General features: G+C 68.9%; 17 protein-coding genes. 10 read left to right on the forward strand and 7 right to left on the reverse strand.

What is annotated here, in order from left to right:
• Positions 1-13 precede the first annotated feature (13 nt).
• Both OSC30_RS00815 and OSC30_RS00820 read left to right on the forward strand, forming a co-directional pair.
• Complete coding sequence (locus OSC30_RS00815) at positions 14-829, forward strand: helix-turn-helix domain-containing protein (RefSeq protein ID WP_267169933.1); 816 nt, start codon at positions 14-16, stop codon at positions 827-829.
• Positions 830-875: 46 nt separating this feature from the next.
• The gene (locus tag OSC30_RS00820; RefSeq protein WP_267169934.1) at positions 876-1,316 is read left to right on the forward strand and encodes a VOC family protein; all 441 of its coding nucleotides are present in this window, start codon (positions 876-878) and stop codon (positions 1,314-1,316) included.
• A 182-nt stretch (positions 1,317-1,498) separates the two neighbouring features.
• On the opposite strand, the gene OSC30_RS00825 is transcribed toward OSC30_RS00820, so the two are convergent.
• Entirely contained in the window at positions 1,499-3,130 is a 1,632-nt protein-coding gene (locus OSC30_RS00825; protein WP_267169935.1) for an alpha/beta hydrolase, read from the reverse strand.
• 131 nt (positions 3,131-3,261) lie between these two features.
• Entirely contained in the window at positions 3,262-4,935 is a 1,674-nt protein-coding gene (locus OSC30_RS00830; RefSeq protein ID WP_267169936.1) for a serine hydrolase, read from the reverse strand.
• Positions 4,936-5,316: 381 nt separating this feature from the next.
• On the opposite strand from OSC30_RS00830, the gene OSC30_RS00835 reads away from it, so the two are divergent.
• From OSC30_RS00835 to OSC30_RS00865, 7 genes are all read left to right on the forward strand, one after another.
• The gene (locus OSC30_RS00835) at positions 5,317-6,162 is read left to right on the forward strand and encodes a DUF72 domain-containing protein (RefSeq protein WP_267169937.1); all 846 of its coding nucleotides are present in this window, start codon (positions 5,317-5,319) and stop codon (positions 6,160-6,162) included.
• Between the two features lie 101 nt (positions 6,163-6,263).
• Positions 6,264-6,650, forward strand: a complete 387-nt coding sequence (locus tag OSC30_RS00840) for a PRC-barrel domain-containing protein (RefSeq protein WP_267169938.1) — start codon at positions 6,264-6,266, stop codon at positions 6,648-6,650.
• A gap of 100 nt (positions 6,651-6,750) precedes the next feature.
• Positions 6,751-6,963: an RNA-binding S4 domain-containing protein gene (locus tag OSC30_RS00845; RefSeq protein ID WP_267169939.1), complete on the forward strand. Its 213-nt coding sequence runs from the start codon at positions 6,751-6,753 to the stop codon at positions 6,961-6,963.
• A 153-nt stretch (positions 6,964-7,116) separates the two neighbouring features.
• Complete coding sequence (gene msrA / locus OSC30_RS00850) at positions 7,117-7,815, forward strand: peptide-methionine (S)-S-oxide reductase MsrA (RefSeq protein ID WP_267169940.1); 699 nt, start codon at positions 7,117-7,119, stop codon at positions 7,813-7,815.
• A gap of 174 nt (positions 7,816-7,989) precedes the next feature.
• Positions 7,990-8,337 (forward strand): PadR family transcriptional regulator, encoded by a 348-nt coding sequence (locus OSC30_RS00855; protein ID WP_267169941.1) that lies wholly within the window; start codon positions 7,990-7,992, stop codon positions 8,335-8,337.
• On the forward strand, positions 8,334-9,245 hold the full coding sequence (locus OSC30_RS00860) for a hypothetical protein (RefSeq protein WP_267169942.1): 912 nt from the start codon (positions 8,334-8,336) through the stop codon (positions 9,243-9,245). The genes OSC30_RS00855 and OSC30_RS00860 overlap by 4 nt, the downstream gene beginning before the upstream one ends.
• A 54-nt stretch (positions 9,246-9,299) precedes the next feature.
• The gene (locus tag OSC30_RS00865) at positions 9,300-10,256 is read left to right on the forward strand and encodes an alpha/beta fold hydrolase (RefSeq protein WP_267169943.1); all 957 of its coding nucleotides are present in this window, start codon (positions 9,300-9,302) and stop codon (positions 10,254-10,256) included.
• 87 nt (positions 10,257-10,343) lie between these two features.
• Here OSC30_RS00865 and OSC30_RS00870 read toward each other — a convergent pair whose 3' ends face one another.
• The 3 genes from OSC30_RS00870 to OSC30_RS00880 all read right to left on the reverse strand — a co-directional run bounded on the left by OSC30_RS00870 (position 10,344) and on the right by OSC30_RS00880 (position 15,765).
• Positions 10,344-13,091 (reverse strand): putative bifunctional diguanylate cyclase/phosphodiesterase, encoded by a 2,748-nt coding sequence (locus OSC30_RS00870; protein ID WP_267169944.1) that lies wholly within the window; start codon positions 13,089-13,091, stop codon positions 10,344-10,346.
• 65 nt (positions 13,092-13,156) lie between these two features.
• The gene (locus OSC30_RS00875) at positions 13,157-13,933 is read right to left on the reverse strand and encodes an iron-containing redox enzyme family protein (protein ID WP_267169945.1); all 777 of its coding nucleotides are present in this window, start codon (positions 13,931-13,933) and stop codon (positions 13,157-13,159) included.
• A gap of 269 nt (positions 13,934-14,202) precedes the next feature.
• Positions 14,203-15,765 carry an MFS transporter gene (locus tag OSC30_RS00880; RefSeq protein WP_267169946.1) on the reverse strand — a complete coding sequence of 521 codons (1,563 nt, stop codon included), beginning with the start codon at positions 15,763-15,765 and terminating at the stop codon, positions 14,203-14,205.
• A gap of 110 nt (positions 15,766-15,875) precedes the next feature.
• On the opposite strand from OSC30_RS00880, the gene OSC30_RS00885 reads away from it, so the two are divergent.
• Positions 15,876-17,162, forward strand: a complete 1,287-nt coding sequence (locus tag OSC30_RS00885) for a multidrug effflux MFS transporter (RefSeq protein WP_267169947.1) — start codon at positions 15,876-15,878, stop codon at positions 17,160-17,162.
• Here the strand turns inward: OSC30_RS00885 and OSC30_RS00890 are convergent.
• Both OSC30_RS00890 and OSC30_RS00895 read right to left on the reverse strand, forming a co-directional pair.
• A complete protein-coding gene (locus tag OSC30_RS00890) occupies positions 17,159-17,587 on the reverse strand; it encodes a VOC family protein (RefSeq protein WP_267169948.1) in 429 nt (142 codons plus the stop codon). The genes OSC30_RS00885 and OSC30_RS00890 overlap by 4 nt on opposite strands.
• Before the next feature lie 114 nt (positions 17,588-17,701).
• Positions 17,702-18,508, reverse strand: coding sequence for an N-acetylmuramoyl-L-alanine amidase (locus tag OSC30_RS00895; protein WP_425474722.1), 807 nt, complete (start codon positions 18,506-18,508; stop codon positions 17,702-17,704).
• Positions 18,509-18,596 lie beyond the last annotated feature (88 nt).

Here is an 18,596-nt window from a genome sequence, read left to right on the forward strand (position 1 = left end):
GACGGCGGCTGCCGTGGCTTTCCATCAACGCCGGCCCGCCCCGCCGCTGGATGCCCTGGTCGAAACGCTGTGGGACTGGGACATGCCGCCGGCCCCGCAGCAGTACGAGCGCGTGCTGCCGCAGCCCGGCGCGCAACTCATCATCAACCTGTACGAGGATCAGACGCGCACCTACACCGACGACGCCGAGCGTCGCTGCCTGCGCGCCTCCGGCAGCGTGCTGGGCGGGCCGCAACGGTGCAGCCAGATCATCGATACCGCCGAGCAGATCCGCGTGATGGGTGCGGTATTCCGGCCCGGCGGCGCGGGCGCGTTGACTGGCGAGGACATGGGGGCACTGGATGGCCGCGACGTGGACCTGGCCGGGTTGTTCGGCCATCACGCCACCGAATTGCGCCAGCGCCTGCTGGAGACGCCGCGGCCGGGCCACCGGCTGGCACTGCTGGAACGCTGGCTGCAGGCACGCGTGCGCCTGCCTCGGCTCGAACCATGCGTGGCCCACGCGCTGGCCTGGCTGGAGCGGTCACCGCAGGCGGTACGCATCGGCTGGCTCGTGCGCGAGACGGGCGTCTCCGAGCGCAGGCTGGGACGGTTGTTCCGCCGGCAGGTTGGCTACGGTCCCAAGCCATACGCGCGGTTGCTACGCTTCCGCGCCGTGGTCGCCCAGGCGCACGGCCGGCCGCAAGTGGACTGGGCGGGCCTGGCGGCAGACGGAGGCTACTGCGACCAGGCGCACCTGGCTCATGAGTTCCGTCGCTTCGCCGGCATCACGCCCGGCACATTCATGACGCAGCAGGGCCCCCACCTGAACCACCTGGCGCTCGACTGACCGACGGAAATCTACAAGACCACGCTCCGCCCGCTGCCGTAGATTCATGGCTCCCGACCAGGAGAACGCGATGAACCGTGGACCCAGCACCATCATCCCCTGCCTGCGCTACCGCGATGCCCACGCCATGATTGGTTGGCTGTGTGGCGCATTCGGCTTCGAGAAGCAGGCTGTCTACGACGACGACCAGGGCGGCGTGGCACATGCCCAGCTGGTGTACGGAGGCGGCATGCTGATGCTCGGCAGCGTGCGCGAGGACGGTTTCGGACGCTTGCTGGGACAGCCTGATGCGTTCGATGGGCGCGAGACGCAGTGTGCCTGCGTGACGGTGCGCGATTGCCGGGCGCATTACGAGCGGGCGAAGGCGGCCGGGGCGGAGATCGTCGATGAATATGCGGAAAAGGAATACGGCGGAGCTGGCTACGGCTGTCGCGACCCGGAGGGGCACCTGTGGTGGTTTGGCAGCTATGACCCCTGGGCCGGATGAGCCTGCTCCCTCTCCCCGGAGGGGAGAGGATTGCGGTGAGGGGCCGGGGCTCGCCGGAAGCTCTCACCTGGCCCTACCGGCAGGCAAAGTGACAAGCGATCACCCGCACGCCCGCACCTTCGTGCAAGCCTTGCCCCCTCACCCCAGCCCTCTCCCCGGAGGGGAGAGGGAGCAAAAGCTTGCTAAGGCGTTACTGCGATGCGCTTGAGCTGCGACTGAGGCCGCGCCACCGCGTACATCTCCCACGCCATCTGCTTGAACAAGCCCTGGCGGTCCTCGCCTTGCACATACAGGTCGCCATGCGTGCGGTCGGGCAGGAAGCGGAAATCCGACTTCGCGCCCAGGCCGTCAAGCACCGCCTTCAGCTTGTGCGCCGCACCGTCCAGGTAGAACGTGTCCGCCGTGCCCACCACCAGGTGGATCTTGCCGTCCAGGTCCGGCTTCAGTTCCGGCCAGTGTCGTTGCAGGCGATGGGCGATATCGTAGTGCTCGCGCCAGTACGCGATCACCGCCGGATCGACCTCGCCGGTATCGCGGTCGAACATCGGCAGCGGGCGGCCATCGGTGCCGCGCGGCGAGAACACCCATTCGAACGAGGCCATCTGTCCGCCGTAGGGGCCGAGCACGCGCTCCATCCGCGCGAAGTCCTCGAACGTGGCGATGACCTTGCCCTTGGCGCGCACCAGCGGGTACGGCGTGCCATCGGCGCGGTGGTAGACGTTGGCGCCAGGCGCGTACAGGTCCACGCCGGTGAAGTCGTGGAAATCGCTCGGGTCGGGCGAGGTCGACCAGGTGCCGCCGAACACCTTCGGATAGCGCGTCTGCAACCACAACGTGGCCCAGCCGCCGGAGGAATGGCCAGTGAGGAAGCGGCCGGACGGGCGCGCATCCATGCGGTATTGGCGTTCCAGCGCGGGGATCAGCTCGGTGGTGAGCGCCCTGCCCCACGGCCCGTTGTTCACCGAGTCGGCAAACTCGTGGGTGCCGGTGGGGCTGGACTCGTCCAGCACCACCCAGATCATCGGCGGCAACTGCTTCTCGGCCATCGCGCCGAAGACCATCGCCGCGGTGCCCACTTGCGTGGACAGGTCGCCGCCGTAACCGTGGGTCTGGAACACGGTGGGATAGGTCGTGTCGCCGTGCGGGTCGTAACCCGGCGGCAGCACCACCCAGCCGCGCATGTGGATGGGGCGTCCCCAGAAGGCGCTCAATGCGGGGCTGACGACATCGATCGGCTGCACCTGCTCGCGCGCCTGCGCGACATGCTTGCGGGTGGTCTGGCTCATGTAGCGCGTGGGGATGTCCCACAGCTTGCGCTCGGGCAACGTCCGGGTCAGCGCCAGCGACGGCGCCGCGTCGCCTGGCAGGTGCACCGCGACCACTTCGCTGACCAGGTCGCCACCGTTGCGGCCGTGGTAGTTGTAGTCGTGCTGGGGATCGAGCACCGCCTGCACCAGGTAGTCGCCCGGCGGCAGCCGGGAGAAGGCGGTCGGGAAGGCCAGGTCGTCGGCATCCAGCAACAGTTTGTGTCCAGGTGCCAGTCGTGCCACCTCGCGTGCGGCCACCGCGGTCTGCTTCGGCGCGAAGGGGCTGCTGTCCACTTCGGCGACCTTGCCGTCCCCGGCAGCGGCCTTCGCCGCCTTCGCCTCCGTGGCGAACACCAGCAGCCGCCCGGCGGCCGGCGCGTCAGCCGATGCCGGCAGGCTGACCTGAAAGAGCTGATGCGCGGTCGATGCCGCCTCGCGCGCGCAGGCGCCGGAGGCAAGCAGGCCGGTGAAAAGCAGCGCCAACGCGCCGCGAGTGGGTTTCAACATGGCAAGCGCTCCTGAAAAAAATCGGTACTCGCAAGTCGGCGAAAAAACAGGTATCCCGCCGCGCCATCAACCAGGTTCCGCGTCGACCCACCGCGAACCGGAAGGGGCCGGTCGCCCGGCCCCTGTGAGGATCAGTCGGCCGACTCGTCCGTCTTCACCGGCGCCAGCCGCAGGTCCTGGAAATCGAAGCTGAAGTCGGTCAGCGGCGAGATCGGCTCCATGCGCGCCTCGCGCACGTGGCCGTCCTCGTCCAGGGCGAACGTGACGAAGGCATCGGCGTTGAGCGTGCGGTCGTCCCAGCGCACGGTGAAGGTGTCGTGCTGCCACGGCGTCATGGTGCCGACCAGTTGCGGCGTGTGGCTGAAGCGCAGGCGCAGCTTGCCGCCTTCGCGGCTGACGATGACGTTGCCGTACCACGGGTCGCGGTAGGTACCGGCGTAGCCTTCCAGCGGCAGCGAAGGCTTGCTGTCCTTGTCACGCGCGGCCTCGTGCGTGGCCATGCTGTCGTCGGCCTTGGCCTGGGCGTGCTTGACGGCCTTGTCGTATACGGCGACCCAGTCGGTTTTCTTGCCCGGGTTGAGGTAGGCGTCGAGCGCGCGATAGGTGATCGCGTTGAAGGCCGCGCCCGACTCGGCGTTGGTCAGCACCACCACGCCCAGCTTGAGCTCCGGCACCAGGGTCACGCGCGACACCATGCCCGGCCAGCCTCCGGTATGCCACACCAGCTTCTTGCCGCGGTAGTCGGACAGGAACCAGCTTTCGCCGTAGCCGAAGAAGTCGGGGGTCAGTGGCGCCAGTTCCGGCACCTGCGGCTTGTTGATGCCGATGGGCGTGAGCATCGACCACATCTCGTGCTGGCTCTTTTCCGAGAACAACCGCCTGGCCTTGCCATCGGCGCCGGTGGCCGGCAGCTTGCCGCCGGCCAGCTGGACGTTCATCCACTTGGCCATGTCGTGCACGCTGGAATAGATGCCGCCGGCGCCCGGATCGTTGAGCCAGGCCATCGGCGGCACGGGCCGCAGATCCTTGAAGTCGGCCTTGGCATGGCCGGTGGCCACGTCCATGCCGCCCTTCAGGTAGGTCTTGTCGATCAACGACTCGTCCATGCCGACCGGCTCGAAAATGTGCGTGCGCACGTAATCGGCGTAGCTCTGGCCGGAGGCCTGTTCGATCACCAGCGTCGCCACCGCGAACAGGATGTTGTCGTAGGCGTAGCCGGCGCGGAAGCTGTTCTTGATCGGCACCTTCGCCAGGCGCTCGACCACGTCCTTCGTGGTGTAGTCGGTCGGCGGCCAGTACAGCAGGTCGCCAGCGCCCAGCGACAGGCCGCTGCGGTGCGCCAGCAGGTCGCGGATGCGCATCTCGTGGGTCACGTACGCGTCGGACATGCGGAACCACGGCAGGTGATCGATCACCCGGTCGTCCATGTCCAGCTTGCCCTGCTCCTGCAGCTGTTGCAGCGCGGCGGCGGTAAAGGCCTTGGTATTGGAGGCGATCGCGAACAGCGTGCCTGCATCGACCTTGTCCTTCTTGCCCAGCTCGCGCAGGCCCCAGCCCTGCTCCATCACCACGCGGCCGTCCTTGACGATGGCCACGGCGATGCCGGGCACGTCGAAGGTCTTGCGCGCGCTGTCGACGTAGGCGCCGAAGTCGGCCAGTTGCGCCGGCAGCGGCCGGGCGGTGTCGCCGGTGGATACCGGCGGCGGCAATGGCCGCTGCGCGGGCGTCTGCGCCAGCGCGCCGGTGGTGGCGAACAACAGGGCGCAGGCGGCGGCCAGGCGCATGGAAAAGACTGGCTGGGTCATGAACGGAACTCCCACTGATGAGAACGGCCCACTATCGCGTCAAACGGACAGCAAGGCCAGAGGCCGGCCGGCACGCGCGCGTCGACAGGGAGCATCAAAGGCCGATTGATCGCGACCACGACCGGGTGCCGGGAACCCTGCAAGCTGGAGCGCAAGCCGCACAGCGACTTGCAGTTCGCGAGGATCGCGCCGTTGCCAAGCTGGTTCGCGGCCCGCGGCGCCCACTGGCGTCGATGCTTTATCGAAGTACGGCGAAGAGCATCGCCCACCAGTGAGCTCCTACAGGGACCTCGAGAGCGTGCAGCGCCGGCAAAATGCAGCTGTTCGAGGTCCCCGCTCGACGGTGGCAAGATGGGATCTTCCCTCCCCCGGAGCGATCCCATGGCTGGCACGCCCGATCTTTTCGCCACCCCGGCCGCAAGTCCCATCCGCGTCGGCATCGGCGGCTGGACCTTCGCGCCCTGGCGCAAGAACTTCTACCCGGCCGGCCTGGTGCAGCGGCGCGAGCTCGAATACGCGAGCCGGCAACTGCGCGCGATCGAGATCAACGGCACCTTCTACGGCGCACAGAAGCCGGCCACCTACGGCAAATGGGCCGGCGAAACGCCGGAGGGTTTCGTGTTCGCGCTGAAGGCGCCGCGCTACGTGGTCGAAAGCAAGCGCCTGGCGGGCGCCGGCAAGGGCATCGATGCGTTCGTGTTCGGCGGGCTGGAGGAAATGGGCGACCGGCTGGGGCCGATCAACTGGCAACTCGCTCCTTCGCGACCGTTCGACGCGGACGACATCGCCGGCTTCCTCGATGCGCTTCCGCGCGAATTGAACGGACGGCCGCTGCGCCACGTGCTGGAAGTGCGCCACCCGAGCTTCGCCAGCGAACGCTACGTCGAGCTGGCTCGCAACCACGGCGTGCCTACGGTGTTCACCGACGCCGACCGCTATCCGTCCTTCGCCGATGCCACCGGCGACTTCGTCTACGCGCGGTTGATGCGCAGCGCCGCCGACCAGCCGGACGGCTATCCGGCGGACGCGCTGGACACGTGGGCCGAACACGCACGGGGCTGGGCGCAGGGCAAGGATCCGGCCCCGCTCCCGCACGTCGCCAGCCTGCAACCGGAGGCGGCACCACGCGACGTGTTCATCTTTTTCATCAGCAGCGCGAAGGAGCGCAATCCCGCCGCAGCCATGGCTTTGCAGGCGCGCATCGACGGGCGCAAGGCGGGGGGCTAAAGGCTTGTTTACGACCGTTTGCCCCTCGCGTCACGGCGCTTGCGGCAGAGTGGAAACCGTCGCACCCACGACGACTCCCCTCACTGCCCAGGAGCATCGCCATGACCATTCAATCGACCGGTTACAACGCCAGCCATCCCAACCGTGCGGGTTTGGGCACGGGCACCGTGCTGGCTTCGAGCACGCTCAACGGCGAGAACGTCCGCAACGCCTCGGGCGATGATCTCGGCGAGATCAAGGACCTGATGATCGACACTGCCAGCGGCACGATCCAGTACGCCGTGCTGTCCTTCGGCGGCGTGCTCGGCATGGGCGACAAACTGTTCGCCGTGCCGTGGAACGCCATGCGCCTGGACACCGAGAACCACTGCCTGGTGCTCGACGTATCGAAGGACCGTTTGAAAGACGCGCCGGGGTTCGACAAGGACAACTGGCCGGATTTTGCCGATACCACCTTCACCGACCGGATCAGCAATTACTACCACTGACGGATCGTTGAACTGATCCCACGAGGGCGACGCAACTGCGGCGCCCTCGTCTCTTGTGCAGCCGATACACTGGCGCACCCCGCCGGACGCCTGCCCCGCCATGCAGCAACTCACTTTCCAGCTTGAACGCGACCACGTCGAACTGAACCAGCTGCTCAAGCTGAGCGGCCTGTGCGACAGCGGCGGCGCCGGCAAGGCGCTGGTCGCCAGCGGTGAAGTGCACGTCGATGGACAACGCGAGCTGCGCAAGACCTGCAAGATCCACGCGGGACAGACCGTGCAACTGGGCGACGTGGAAATCCGCGTGCTCTGATGCTTTCCCGGCAAGCGCGCCCCCCGGGTCCCTCTCGGAGGGGACAAGCACCGTGAGGTAACCGGGAAGCGCCGCCGGGCGAATACCTTGCGAGCGCGTCGCACCCGATCCCGTCATGCGTCCGTAGCTCACTGTGCTCAGCGAGGTATGCCCATGATCCGTCGATGGTTCGCCCTGATCCCACTGGCCGGCGCACTGGCCGGTTGCGGTGTTTCCGGCCCAGCCACGGCCGACGACATCAGTCGTTTGCCCGACCCCAGGCTCGATCCCCCGTCCGCCCAGGCGGGCGAACAGGTCGCGGTGTTCGCCGGCGGCTGCTTCTGGGGCGTGGAAGCGGTGTTCGACCATGTCCGCGGCGTGCGCCAAGCCTGGTCCGGCTACGCCGGCGGCAGTGCCGACACCGCCACCTACGAGCGCGTCAGCGACGGCGATACCGGACATGCCGAGTCAGTCAAAGTGGCCTACGACCCCCGCCAGGTCAGCTACGGCCAACTGCTGAAAGTGTTCTTCTCGGCCGCCCACGATCCCACCGAGCTCAACCGGCAGGGGCCGGACGTCGGCAGCCAGTACCGCTCGGTGGTCTTCTACGCCACGCCGCAACAGGAGCGGGTCGCCAAGGCCTACATCGCCCAGCTCACCGCCGCCCACGCGTTCGACGCCCCGATCGTCACCCAGGTCGTGCCGCTGCAGGATTTCTACGCGGCCGAGGCCTATCACCAGAACTTCGCCGCGCAGCATCCGCACAACGCCTACATCGTCTACAACGACGCCCCCAAGGTGGCGCACCTGAAGCAGTGGCTGCCGGCGCTCTATCGTTCGGCGACCCAGGTGGTCGAGGTACAACTTCACTAACTGGGTGGCCGACGCTCACCTTGCCCGCGCCGCGCTTCCCGCGGCGCAGGCTGTGGCTTGTGTCGCGCCACGCGGGCAGCCACCCCTTGCAGCGCCTCGCCCCCTCTGATGCCGCACCCTGTTGACGTACTGTGCGACACAAGGTAGTGTGCATCGCACTATACGAGGTGCAGCATGGCGGAATCCCGCGAAAACCCGACGGCCAAGCTGGAACTCGAACTTCGCCGCGGCGCGCTGGTGCTGGCAGTACTCAGCCAGCTGCGCGAACCGCAGTACGGATACTCGCTGCGCCAGGCCCTGGCCCAGCGCGGCATGCCGATCGAGGAAGGGACGCTCTATCCCCTGCTCCGCCGACTGGACGGTCAGGGCGTGCTGGCGTCCGCGTGGCGGATCGAGGACGGGCCGCCGCGCCGCTATTACCACCTGAACGACGCTGGCGAGGCGCTGCTCGCCGAACTGACGGCTACCTGGGGCGCCCTGGTCGGGACCATGGCCGGCTTGCTGGAGGGGAGCGGGACATGAATGCGAACGACGTGATCGAATCCTATGTGGTCGACGTGATGCGCCGGCTGCCGGGCAAGGACCGCAACGGAATCGGCCTGGAACTGCGCGGCCTGCTGACCGAGATGCTCGACGACCGGGCGCAGCGCGAAGGCCGGGCGGCGGATGACGCCATGGTGCTGGGGTTGCTGCACGACTTCGGTACCCCTGCCGGGATCGCCGCTCGCTATCGTCCCCCGGGCCTGGTAATCATCCCGGCCGAACAGACCCGCTCGTTCGCACTGCTGTCCCTCGGCGGCATCGGCCTGCAATGGGCCCTGACGCTGCCGCGCGTATTCCAGGGGCAGCCGGCGTCGGCCTGGTGGTTCAGTTGGGGCCTGGGTTCCCTTTGGTGGCCCGGCTTCCTGGTCATGATGGCCCTGGTCGCGGTCGGCGTGCGCGAACTGGGCCTGGCCAGGCCGGCCTGGCGCCCCCGTGGCGTCGACCCCGACCGCATCGATCGCAAGACCTTCGGGATAGGTTTCGCCTGGTTCGTGATCGGCGCCGTGTTCATGACCTGCCTGCCATGGATCATCGGCCAGTTGCCCGATCCGCTGCCGCGGGTGTTCGCCTTCGACCCGGCGTTCCTGCGCTGGCGGGCGCCGCCGGTCGTGCTGCTGTGGTTGCTGGCGTTCGTCAACCTGGGCGTGGTCTACCGCCAAGGGCGCTGGTCGCCGCCGACGCGATGGCTGGAGATCGGCATCCACCTGGCCTTCCTCGCGCTGCTGGCGTGGTGGCTGGCGGACGGCGCCCTTTTCCTGGCCAGGTCGACCAACGACGGCGCGCGCGGCGGCATCGCCCTGGCGGCACTGTTTATTGCGCTGGACCTCGTGCTCAAGCTGTACCGGCGGCGTACGCGGATTCACCCGCCGAAGATCGCCACCGGCTGAACGCAGATCCCGGCGCCGACCGACGATCCCGCCAACCTGCCAAGGAGTCATCCCATGCTTCGTGCGTGTGTGGTTTCGCTCGCCCTGATGTCGGCCACGATGGCCGCGCCGGCATCGTTCCCCTCGCCCCGGGCTGCCCCGGCTTCACCTGCCGTTGTCTACGCCAAGCCGGCACCACCCGGCCGGCTGGTCGACATCGGCGGGCGCCGCCTGCACATTCAGTGCAAGGGCACGCCCGAGGGGCCGGTAGTGATCTTCGAGGGCGGCCTGTCGCAGTACACGGCCTACTCCACTTACGGCAAGGCGCAAGACCTGATCGCGCCGTTCGCCCAGGTGTGCATCTATGACCGCGCGGGCCTGGGCTGGAGCGATCCGGTAACCGGTCCGCGCACCCGGCAGGACATGGTCGAGGACCTGCACAAGCTCGTCCTCGCCGAACGCTTCGGGCGTCCGCTGGTGCTGGTCGGGCACTCCGCAGGTGGGCTGCTGGCACGCTTCTACGCGCGGAAATACCCGGGCGAGGTGGCCGGCGTGGTGCTGGTGGATGCCACGCCCGAAAGCATCGTGTTCGCGCCTGGTGCCGCCAAGGCACGCCAGGCCATCATCGCCCAGATCAACGGCGCCCTGGATGGCGCCAGGGAAGGCGCGCCGGTGACCGCCTTGCCACCCGGCACGCCGGCCGAGGTCCAGATGGCGTTCACTCCTGCCATCCTGCGCACGCTGAAGCAGGAGTACGAGGCCATCGACCGTGTCCCTGCCGCCATGCGCAAGCCCGGCGGCTACGGCACGCTGGGCGACACGCCGCTGGCCATCATCCGCCGCGGCAAGACCTCGCTCCCACCGAACGCCGAGGACGAGCAGTGGCGCCAGGCGCAGGAAGCGATGACGTCGCTGTCCACGCGCAGCTTCCTGCTCGTCGCCGAACACTCCGGACACGTGATTCCCTACGAGCAGCCGCAGGTCGTCGCCGCTGCCGTGCAGCGCGTCCTGACCGAGATCCGCGACCACTGACGTCGTGTTTGCAGGGTGGCTTCAGCCCGCCAGCACGGGTGCGAAAGAGCGGTGGGCTGAAGCCCACCCTACGGTTCGCGACGGCCGTTAGCGCCGGGCCGGCGGCACCAGCCGCAGGCGGGCGCTGCCGGGCCGCTGCCCGGGGCGGAGCATGCGTTCGATCTCCGGCACTTCCAGCGCCCGGGCGTAGAGATAGCCCTGGCCTTCGGTGCAACCGGCGCGCAGCAGGAATTCGTGTTGCGCCTCGGTCTCGATGCCCTCGGCGATGGCGCACAGGCCCAACCGCTTGGACAGGGCCAGCATCGCCTCGACTATGGCCGCATCGTGCGAACTGGAGGGCAAGCCCGCGACGAAGCTCTGGTCGATCTTGAGGAAGGCGATCGCCGGCAGCTTGAGATAGGCCATGGACGAATAGCCGGTGCCGAAGTCGTCGATGGCCACGCCCACGCCCAGCGAGTGCAGCGCATTCATGGTGCGCTCCATCTCGTCGCCCAGGCGCAGGATCGCCCCCTCGGTGATTTCCAGCAGCAGGCGCTGCGGCGCGACCCGCTCGGTCACCAGCCAGCGGCGCACGTCTTCGACGAAATGCGGCGCGCCGTAGGACCCGGCCGAGATGTTCACGGCCACGCGGATCGGCGGCATGCCCTCCTCGTCCCACTGGCGCATCTGCCGGGCGACGGCCTGCAGCACCCAATCGTCGACGTGGCGGATCAGGCCGAGCTTCTCGGCCATCGGGATGAATTCGCCCGGCGACACCTCGCCACGTGCCGGATGGCGCCAGCGCAACAGGGCCTCGACCGCCACCACCTTGCCGTTGCGCATGTCCACGCTGGGCTGGTAAACCAGCCGGAACTCGTCGCGCGCAAGCGCCTGGCGCAGCTCCGCCGCCAGCGCCAGGCGCTTGCGCGCGTCGGCCTGCATCATCGGCGAGTAGAAGCGATACGTGTTGCGCTCCTGCGTCTTGGCCGCGTACATGGCGGCATCAGCGTTCGCGATCAACGTGACCGGATCGCTGCCGTCGAGCGGGTAGCCGGCAATGCCGATGCTGGCGCTCAGCGCGACCTCGTAGTCGCCCACCTTCATCGGCTCGCCCAGCACCACCAGCAGGCGCTGCGCCAGCGTGCTGGCCTGCTCGCGCGAAACCAGCTTGCCGATCAGCACCGTGAATTCGTCGCCGCCGATGCGCCCGGCCACGTCGTGCTCGCCCAGGTCGCGACTGATGCGCTCGGCCACGTGCACCAGCAAGCGGTCGCCGATGGCGTGGCTGTAGCTGTCGTTGACCACCTTGAAGGCGTCCAGGTCGATGAACAGCACCGCCACCGCGCCGTGCTCGCGGTCGGCGGTGTTGATCGCCTGCGTGCACTGGCGTTCGAACTCCGCGCGGTTGGCCAGCCCGGTCAGCGGGTCGTGCGTGGCCAGGTGTTCCAGCCTGCGCTGGTTGGCCTTGGTCGTGCTGATGTTGGTGAACACCGCCACGTAATGCTGCACGCGCTCTTCCGCATCGCGGATCACGCTGATGCTCAGCAATTCCGGATAGACGCTGCCGTCGGCACGCTGGCTGTGCACTTCGCCCAACCAGTTGCCGCCGGCGTCCAGCGCACCCCAGACCGAAGGCGGCAGCGGCGTATCGTCGGCCAGGCAGCGGGTTTCGTCGAAGCGACGTCCCTGCACGTCCTGCAGCGACAGGCCGGTGATGGCCAGGTGCGCGGCGTTGACCGAGATCACCCGGCGTTCGGCATCGGCGATGATCACGCCTTCGGCGATGCTGGCCAGCGCTTCGGCGGCGATGCGCCGCTCCTGCTCCAGGTTCAACCGCTCGGAAATGTCGCGCACGATCGCCTGGCGCACGGCGCGCTCGCCCCAGCGCACCAGGCTGCTTTGCGTTTCCACCGGGCGGGATTGCCCGCCGCGCTCGCGCAACGCACCCTGGGTCATGCCCTCCCCGCGCGGCTGGCCGCGCTCGAACAGCGCGGCGAACGGCGTGCCGACGAGCTCCTGCGCACCACGGCCGGTCCATTCGACCGCCTTGCGGTTGGCGTCCAGGATCTGTCCGTCGTGCTCGTCGACCATGACGATCGCATCGGCGGCCCGGTCGAACAGCAGCCGGTAGCGCTCTTCGCTGCCGCGCATGCCGGCCAGCACGCGCCGCGCCATCCACAGCCACAGCATCGTGGCCAGGCAGGTGGCGCCGAAGATGGTCGAATAAAGCACCCGTCCCATCCAGACCGCACCGTGCGCCACCTCCTGCGAGAACACCTTGGCGCGTGGCTCGATGAAATCGTTCAGTGCACGTATGCGCGCCCGCTGGCGCGCGATGGCGGCCGCATCCATCGCGCCGCTCGCGTGGGCCGCCTCCACTTCATGGGCAACGGTGTCCAGTTCGGCGACCTGGCGGTCGACCGACCGCCATGCCGCCAGCGCCTCCTTCATGTAGGGCGCCGTGGCGAAATGATCGAGCATGAAGATCACGCCCGGCACCGCCGACTGCATGGTGTTGACGCGTAACAGCGCCTGGCCCACCGCGTCGCGGTCGTAGTCGCCGGCGGCCACCACGTCGCGGGTCCATCGATCGATGCGCAGGATGTCGTAGTTGCGCCGGTAGGCGGCCAAGTCGGCCGGCGCGCCGCTGGCGGCGTAGTTGTCCAGGTCGATGACCGCCTGCTTCTGGGCCTTGGACCAGATGCTCTCGCCGTTGAGAAAACCGGCGAGAGCGACCTGGATCTGCAACGCGCCCCAGGTGAATACCAGGATCAAGCCAATGACGGCCGCAAGCCCCCATGCCAGCGGCACCAGGCGCCGCGGCAACGAGGGCAAGCTAGGCACGGCGGCAGGCATTCAATCCCCTATCCTGTGGCTGACCCGCGCAATTCTACGGGTGATTGTTCATCTTTTACGCCCTATCAAGCCGCCACCTCGTTCACGGTTCCGTAAACGCGGGCACCTGCGACGCAGCGATCGGCCAGGATGCGCATGCCGATGTAGCTGCGCCTGACGCACTCGGCGAGGTGGTCCACTTCATCGGCAGCCGGAGCGGTTCCCTTGAGGGTACAGACGATCTCCAGCGCCTCCCAGGGGTGGGTGTCGTCGTAGGCAGCGTGCAATTGCAGCCAGCGCAGGCTCTGGATGCGCTTGTCCTCCGGCAGGCTCTGCGCGTAGCTGGCGCTGTCGTAGATCAATTGCGACCACTCGCCGGTGGCGCCCTCCACCGCGTAGTTGGTGGCCACGATGCCGGCGGCCAGGCTGTCGGACTGGCTGACCTCCTCGCACCAGTCGGCCAGCACCTGGGTGCCCTGGGCGCGTTCGCCGTAAAGCACGTCCCAGCGCGGCACGCCGGCGCCCTCGGCCCAGTTGAGCCAGTAGTCGGCGTGGTTCTGTTCGACCCGGATGTTGCGTACCAGCCAGCGGCGGGCCATGTTGTCGCCGGGGCTGCGGCCGTACTGGGTCTTGAGCAGGTTGCGCGCCATGTAGGCGGGGAAGCGCTCGATCACCGGCCAGATGCCCGCCATGAAATCGCGGGTGCCCTGCCGGTCGAGCCGGTTCTCGCGCATCAGGTTCCACAGTTCGTGGCGGATCACGCTCTGCTTGGCCTCCTCGCAGGCGCCGACCATGTCCTGGGCCCATTGCGGGTAGCTGGTCAGCTCGGTCAACGGGCCAGTGCGTTCGAAACGATTGCTCATTGCGATGTTCTCCTCGGGATTCGCTGCGGACATTCGATGTCCGGACGTCCCTGTTGGGGCGTCCGCTTCTCCGGCCGCAGCGCCGGAGAAAGTCCATGGTTCCAATGGGCTGTCTCACGTATGGCGAATGCGTGCGTCCCCGGGTGGCTTGTTCACGCCCGGGAAGGATTCGACGTGGGCATGGCCCATCTTGGCGCCGAAGGCGAGCGCTTGCGTCAAGCGGGCGTTCGAGCGAACCGCGTCGATGGCGGGCCGGTCCATGTTCCGCGCTAGCCGCGCTCGCGCGTCCGCCGCTCGGCGGCAAGCGCCGATGCCACGTCGCGGGCATACGTGCGGGTGGTGCGCACCAGCAGCAGCACGCCCGCAAGCGCCAGCGGCGCGAGCATCACCAGGAAAGCGTCTCCCAGCCCCGCCGCGCCCACGCGCGCCGTGGCCGCACTACCGGCCGCGGCACCCGCGGCGGCGCTGCCCGCGCCCGCATGGCCGGCGAAGCGGGCAGCGACGTAGCCGAACAACGGCGGCGCGATCGCCTCCAGCGCGAAGCGGAAGGTCGCCCGCACGCCCTCGGCACGGCCCCATAGGGCCGAGGGCATCACGTCCAGGCGCGCGGCATCCACGGCCGGGTTGGCGCCACCGATACCCGCGGCGGCGAGGAAAAAGAACGGCCCGGCCAGCCACAACGTGCCGATCGAAAGGCCGGGCAGGAACGCCGCCGTCGCCAGCAGGTAGGCCATTGCCGCCACCACTACGCGGCCGGTGAGCCGGCCGCGATCGATCAGCCGGTCGCCCAGGCGGCCAGCCAGCAACACGCCCACGATCGCGCCCAATCCGATCAGCACGGCCAGCGTGCTGCCCGTGGCCTGGTCCAGCCCAAAGCGTCCGCGCATGAACACGATGGCGTAGGTGCGCAGTCCGGTGAAATAGAAATAACCCAGCGCAGAGGCGACGATCAGGGTTCGGTAGGTCGGCACCGAAAGCACGTAGCGCACCGCGCGCCAAAGCGACGCGGTGGCCGGATTCATGGTCATCAGCGCGTGGCGCGGACGCACGCCGCGCCAGCGGATCACCCGCCGCAGCGAGCCGCTGCGCGCCGCGCTTCCTGCCGGCGCACAGGCGGGCTCGCCCTCGGCAGGCACGCGGCGCGCACCGGGCGGAATCCGGCCCTGCCCTCCGCGCGCGGGCTCGGGCAGGTACCGCCACAGCACCAGCGCCAGCGCGAAGCCCAGCACCGCCAGCACCCGGAACGAGACACGCCAGGACAGCCACGCCGCCACATTGCCGCAAATCAGGAAACCGAACGCCACGCCCAGCAGTTCGCCGGCCAGCACATAACCGAAGATGCGCCCGCGTTCGTCCGGTCGGAAGAAATCGCCGGTCAGCGAGGTAACCGCCGGAGACGCGGCCGAGGCGACCACCCCCAGCGCCAGGCGACTGAGCAGCAACATCGGATAGGACACGGCCAGTCCGCTGGCCACCATGGTGGCCGACCACACCAGCAGCGCGATCACCAGCAGCCGCACCCGCCGCACGCGGTCGACCAGCGCGCCAAAGGGCAAGGTCATTACCGCGGCCACCGCGGTGGAGGCGGTCACCAGCCAGCCGATCTGCAGGTTGCCCACGTGAAGGGCGTTCTTGATCGGCGTCGCCACCACCCCGACGGTAGCCTTGTCGGCCGCGTCCAGCGACAGCACGCAGGCCAGCAACACGAGCACCTTCAACCGCGCGCGGCCGCCGGCCAGCGCCTCCAGCGGCCGCTCGACGTCCTGCCGAAGCCAGCGGCGCAAACCGCCTGCCGGGCCGGCCGCGCGAGCGTCGCGGTGGGATGGGGCCATGCCTGTCCGGATCCTTTGCTTGCGGAACGGCGCTGCCGCCAGCGCGCCTCACGGAACATTCTCGGGCGAGCGCCAATGGTGACAGGCCTGACCGGGCGCAAGGCCACCGCATGTCCTGCCGATCCGCCGATTCCGGCACCGATGCCGCCAACGGCGCGTCAACGACGCGGCGCGGCCCGGCGCGGATGCCGCAACCGGCGCTGGCGCTGCTGGCCTTCATGATGGCGCTGGCGCCCTTCGGCGACACCGAGTACACGCCGGCGATGCCGGCCATCGCGCACGCGCTGGCCGCCGACTACGGCCTGGTGCAGCTGACCATGACGTTCTATCTGGCCGGGTCGGCGATCAGCCAGCTCGGGCTCGGACCGCTGGCCGACCGTTACGGCCGGCGACCGGTGATGCTCGGCGGCACCGCCGTGCTCACCGTGGGCTTCCTGCTCAGCCTGGCCAGCGTCTCGATCTGGCCCTTGCTGGGCAGCCGGCTGGTGCAGGGGCTGGGCGCCAGCGCCGGCAGCGTGGTGGCTGACGCGGCGGTGCGCGATGCGTTCCCGGCCGAGCGGCGCCAGCGCGTCTACGCTAAGTTGAACGCCGCCTTCGCGCTGGCGCCGGCGGTCGGTCCGGTCGCCGGCGTCTGGCTGGCGCGGGCGTTCGGCTGGCGCGCGAATTTCGCGGTGCTGGCCGCGCTGGGCATGTTGCTGTGGTTTGCGGTGTGGCGCTGGCTACCGGAAACTCGCCCCTGCCCCGACCACCGCGCGCTGCGCCCGCGCCGACTGTGGCGCACCTGGCGACGCATCCTGGGCACCCCGCGGTTCGTCGTCTTCGCCCTGCTCGGTGGCTGCGCGGTAGGCGTGGTCTACACCGCGCTGATCGGAGCGCCGGACCTGGTCATCAACGTGCTAAACGAAGGCAGCGGCGCGATCGTGATCGTCGCTGCGTCGATCCTGGTGGCCTTCGTGGCCGGTGCCGGCCTGTGCATTTGGCTGACGCCGAGATCGGCCTACCTGCGGATCCTGGCCGCCGGCCTGGCCATTCTGCTGGCCGGCTCGCTGGCGTTGCTGGCGGTTGCGCTGCTGCTCGGCGCCGAGGGCAGCCTGGCCGCCTTCCTGATACCCATCAGCGTGTGCTTCTGCGGCGTCGGCCTGGTGGTGCCGGTAGCCACCGCCAAGGCGATGGCGCCGTTCCGGCGCACAGCCGGCCATGCCGCCTCGCTGCTGGGCTTCGTGCGGATGGGCGTGGCGGCACTGGGCACGGTCGCCATGAGCGTGCTGCACGAAGGTTCGGTGCTGGACATCCCGATCGTGTTCCTCGCGCTCAGCGGTGCCACCGCGGCGGTGTTCGCCATCCACGTGGCGCGGGAGCGGCGCCAACCGGGCGTCGCTTCCCGCTTTGCCGGCTAATCCTGCCCCGGCGTCCCCGCCACCACCATCCACGACACGCCGAAGCGGTCGGCCACCATGCCGAAGCTGGAGGCGAAGAAGCTCGGGCCGAGCGGCTGCTGAACCTGTCCGCCCTCGGCGAGCGCGTCGAACAGCCGCCGCGCCTGCGCATCGTCGTCGGCGGTGATGGAAAGGGAGACGCCCTTGAATTCCGGATGCCCCTTGGCGAAGCCGTCCGACGCCATCACCTGCGTCTGGCCGATCTGCAGGCAGGCATGCATAACCTTGTCCGCCGGCGGCGGCGAACCGCCCGGGCAATCGGCATTGCCCTGCGGCGCGTCGCTGTAGTGCATCAGCGCGATCACCTGCGCGCCGAGCGCGTCACGATAGAACGCAACGGCCTCTTCGCAGCGGCCGTCGAAGAAAAGGTAAGGCTGGATCTGCATGGCACTTCCTCGTCGATGGATCGAAGGTATGGAGCCCCGCAAAGGGCTTCCATGCTTCCGACGAACGGGATGGCGGCGAATCGACAGCTCGCCAAGCCTGGTGATGCCGCGCGGTTACTGGCCGGGCGCGACCAGTACGGGGCCCGGCAGCGGCGTACCTGTCAGTTGACGCGAGAGCGCATACAGCACGCGCAGGTCCTGTGCATCGAGCGTGTCGCCCTCCGTGCCGCGGAAGTGGTGATGAAAGGAGCGCACCGCGGCGGGGCGGTCGTCCAGCGGGTAGCCGACCAGCGCCAGCGCCATCCACGGATCGAAGCCCGGCGGCGGTTCCACCAGCGGGCCGCGCGGCCACAGGCCATAGCCGGCGTCGGCCAGCCGCTGCCAGGGGAACAGCGGGCCGGGGTCGTTCTTGCGGCCGGGAGCCAGGTCTTCGTGGCCGATGACCTGCGTGGGCAGGATGTGCAGGCGCGTGGTGAGGTCGGCAAGCAGGCGCAGCAGGCTGTCGATCTGCGCGGGCGCAAAGGGCGAGTGGCCGTCGTTGTCCAGCTCGATGCCGATGGACGACGAATTGAGATCGGTGATCGTGCCCCAGCGTCCCGGTCCGGCCTGCCAGGCGCGCTTGCTGTCGGCTACCAGCTGGTAGATCCCGCCGTCGCTGCCGACCAGGTAATGCGCGCTCACCGGCCCGCCGCTGTTGGCGGTGCGCAGGGTGTGCAGGCTCTCCTGCACCGAATCCTGGTCGGTGAAATGGATGACGATCGCCACCGGGCGACGCTGGTCGTAGTTGGGCGACGGAACCCAGTGCGCCATCGGATTGCGCACCGGGCCGCAGCCCGCCAGGCCCGCCAGCAGCACCAGCAGCACCAGCGGCAGCAGCCATCGACGTGCGCGATGCCGGGTCGCGCGCCCGGAAAGGGACAGGGGCAAGAGGGGTCGCTTCACCGTGTCGGGGACCTCGAAACCTGCCGCAGCGGCGCCGGCTCGTCAAGCCGGCATGCCGCTTGCGCAT

It is taken from the genome of Frateuria hangzhouensis, assembly GCF_026410505.1.
Taxonomy (GTDB): Bacteria; Pseudomonadota; Gammaproteobacteria; order Xanthomonadales; family Rhodanobacteraceae; genus Frateuria_A; species Frateuria_A hangzhouensis.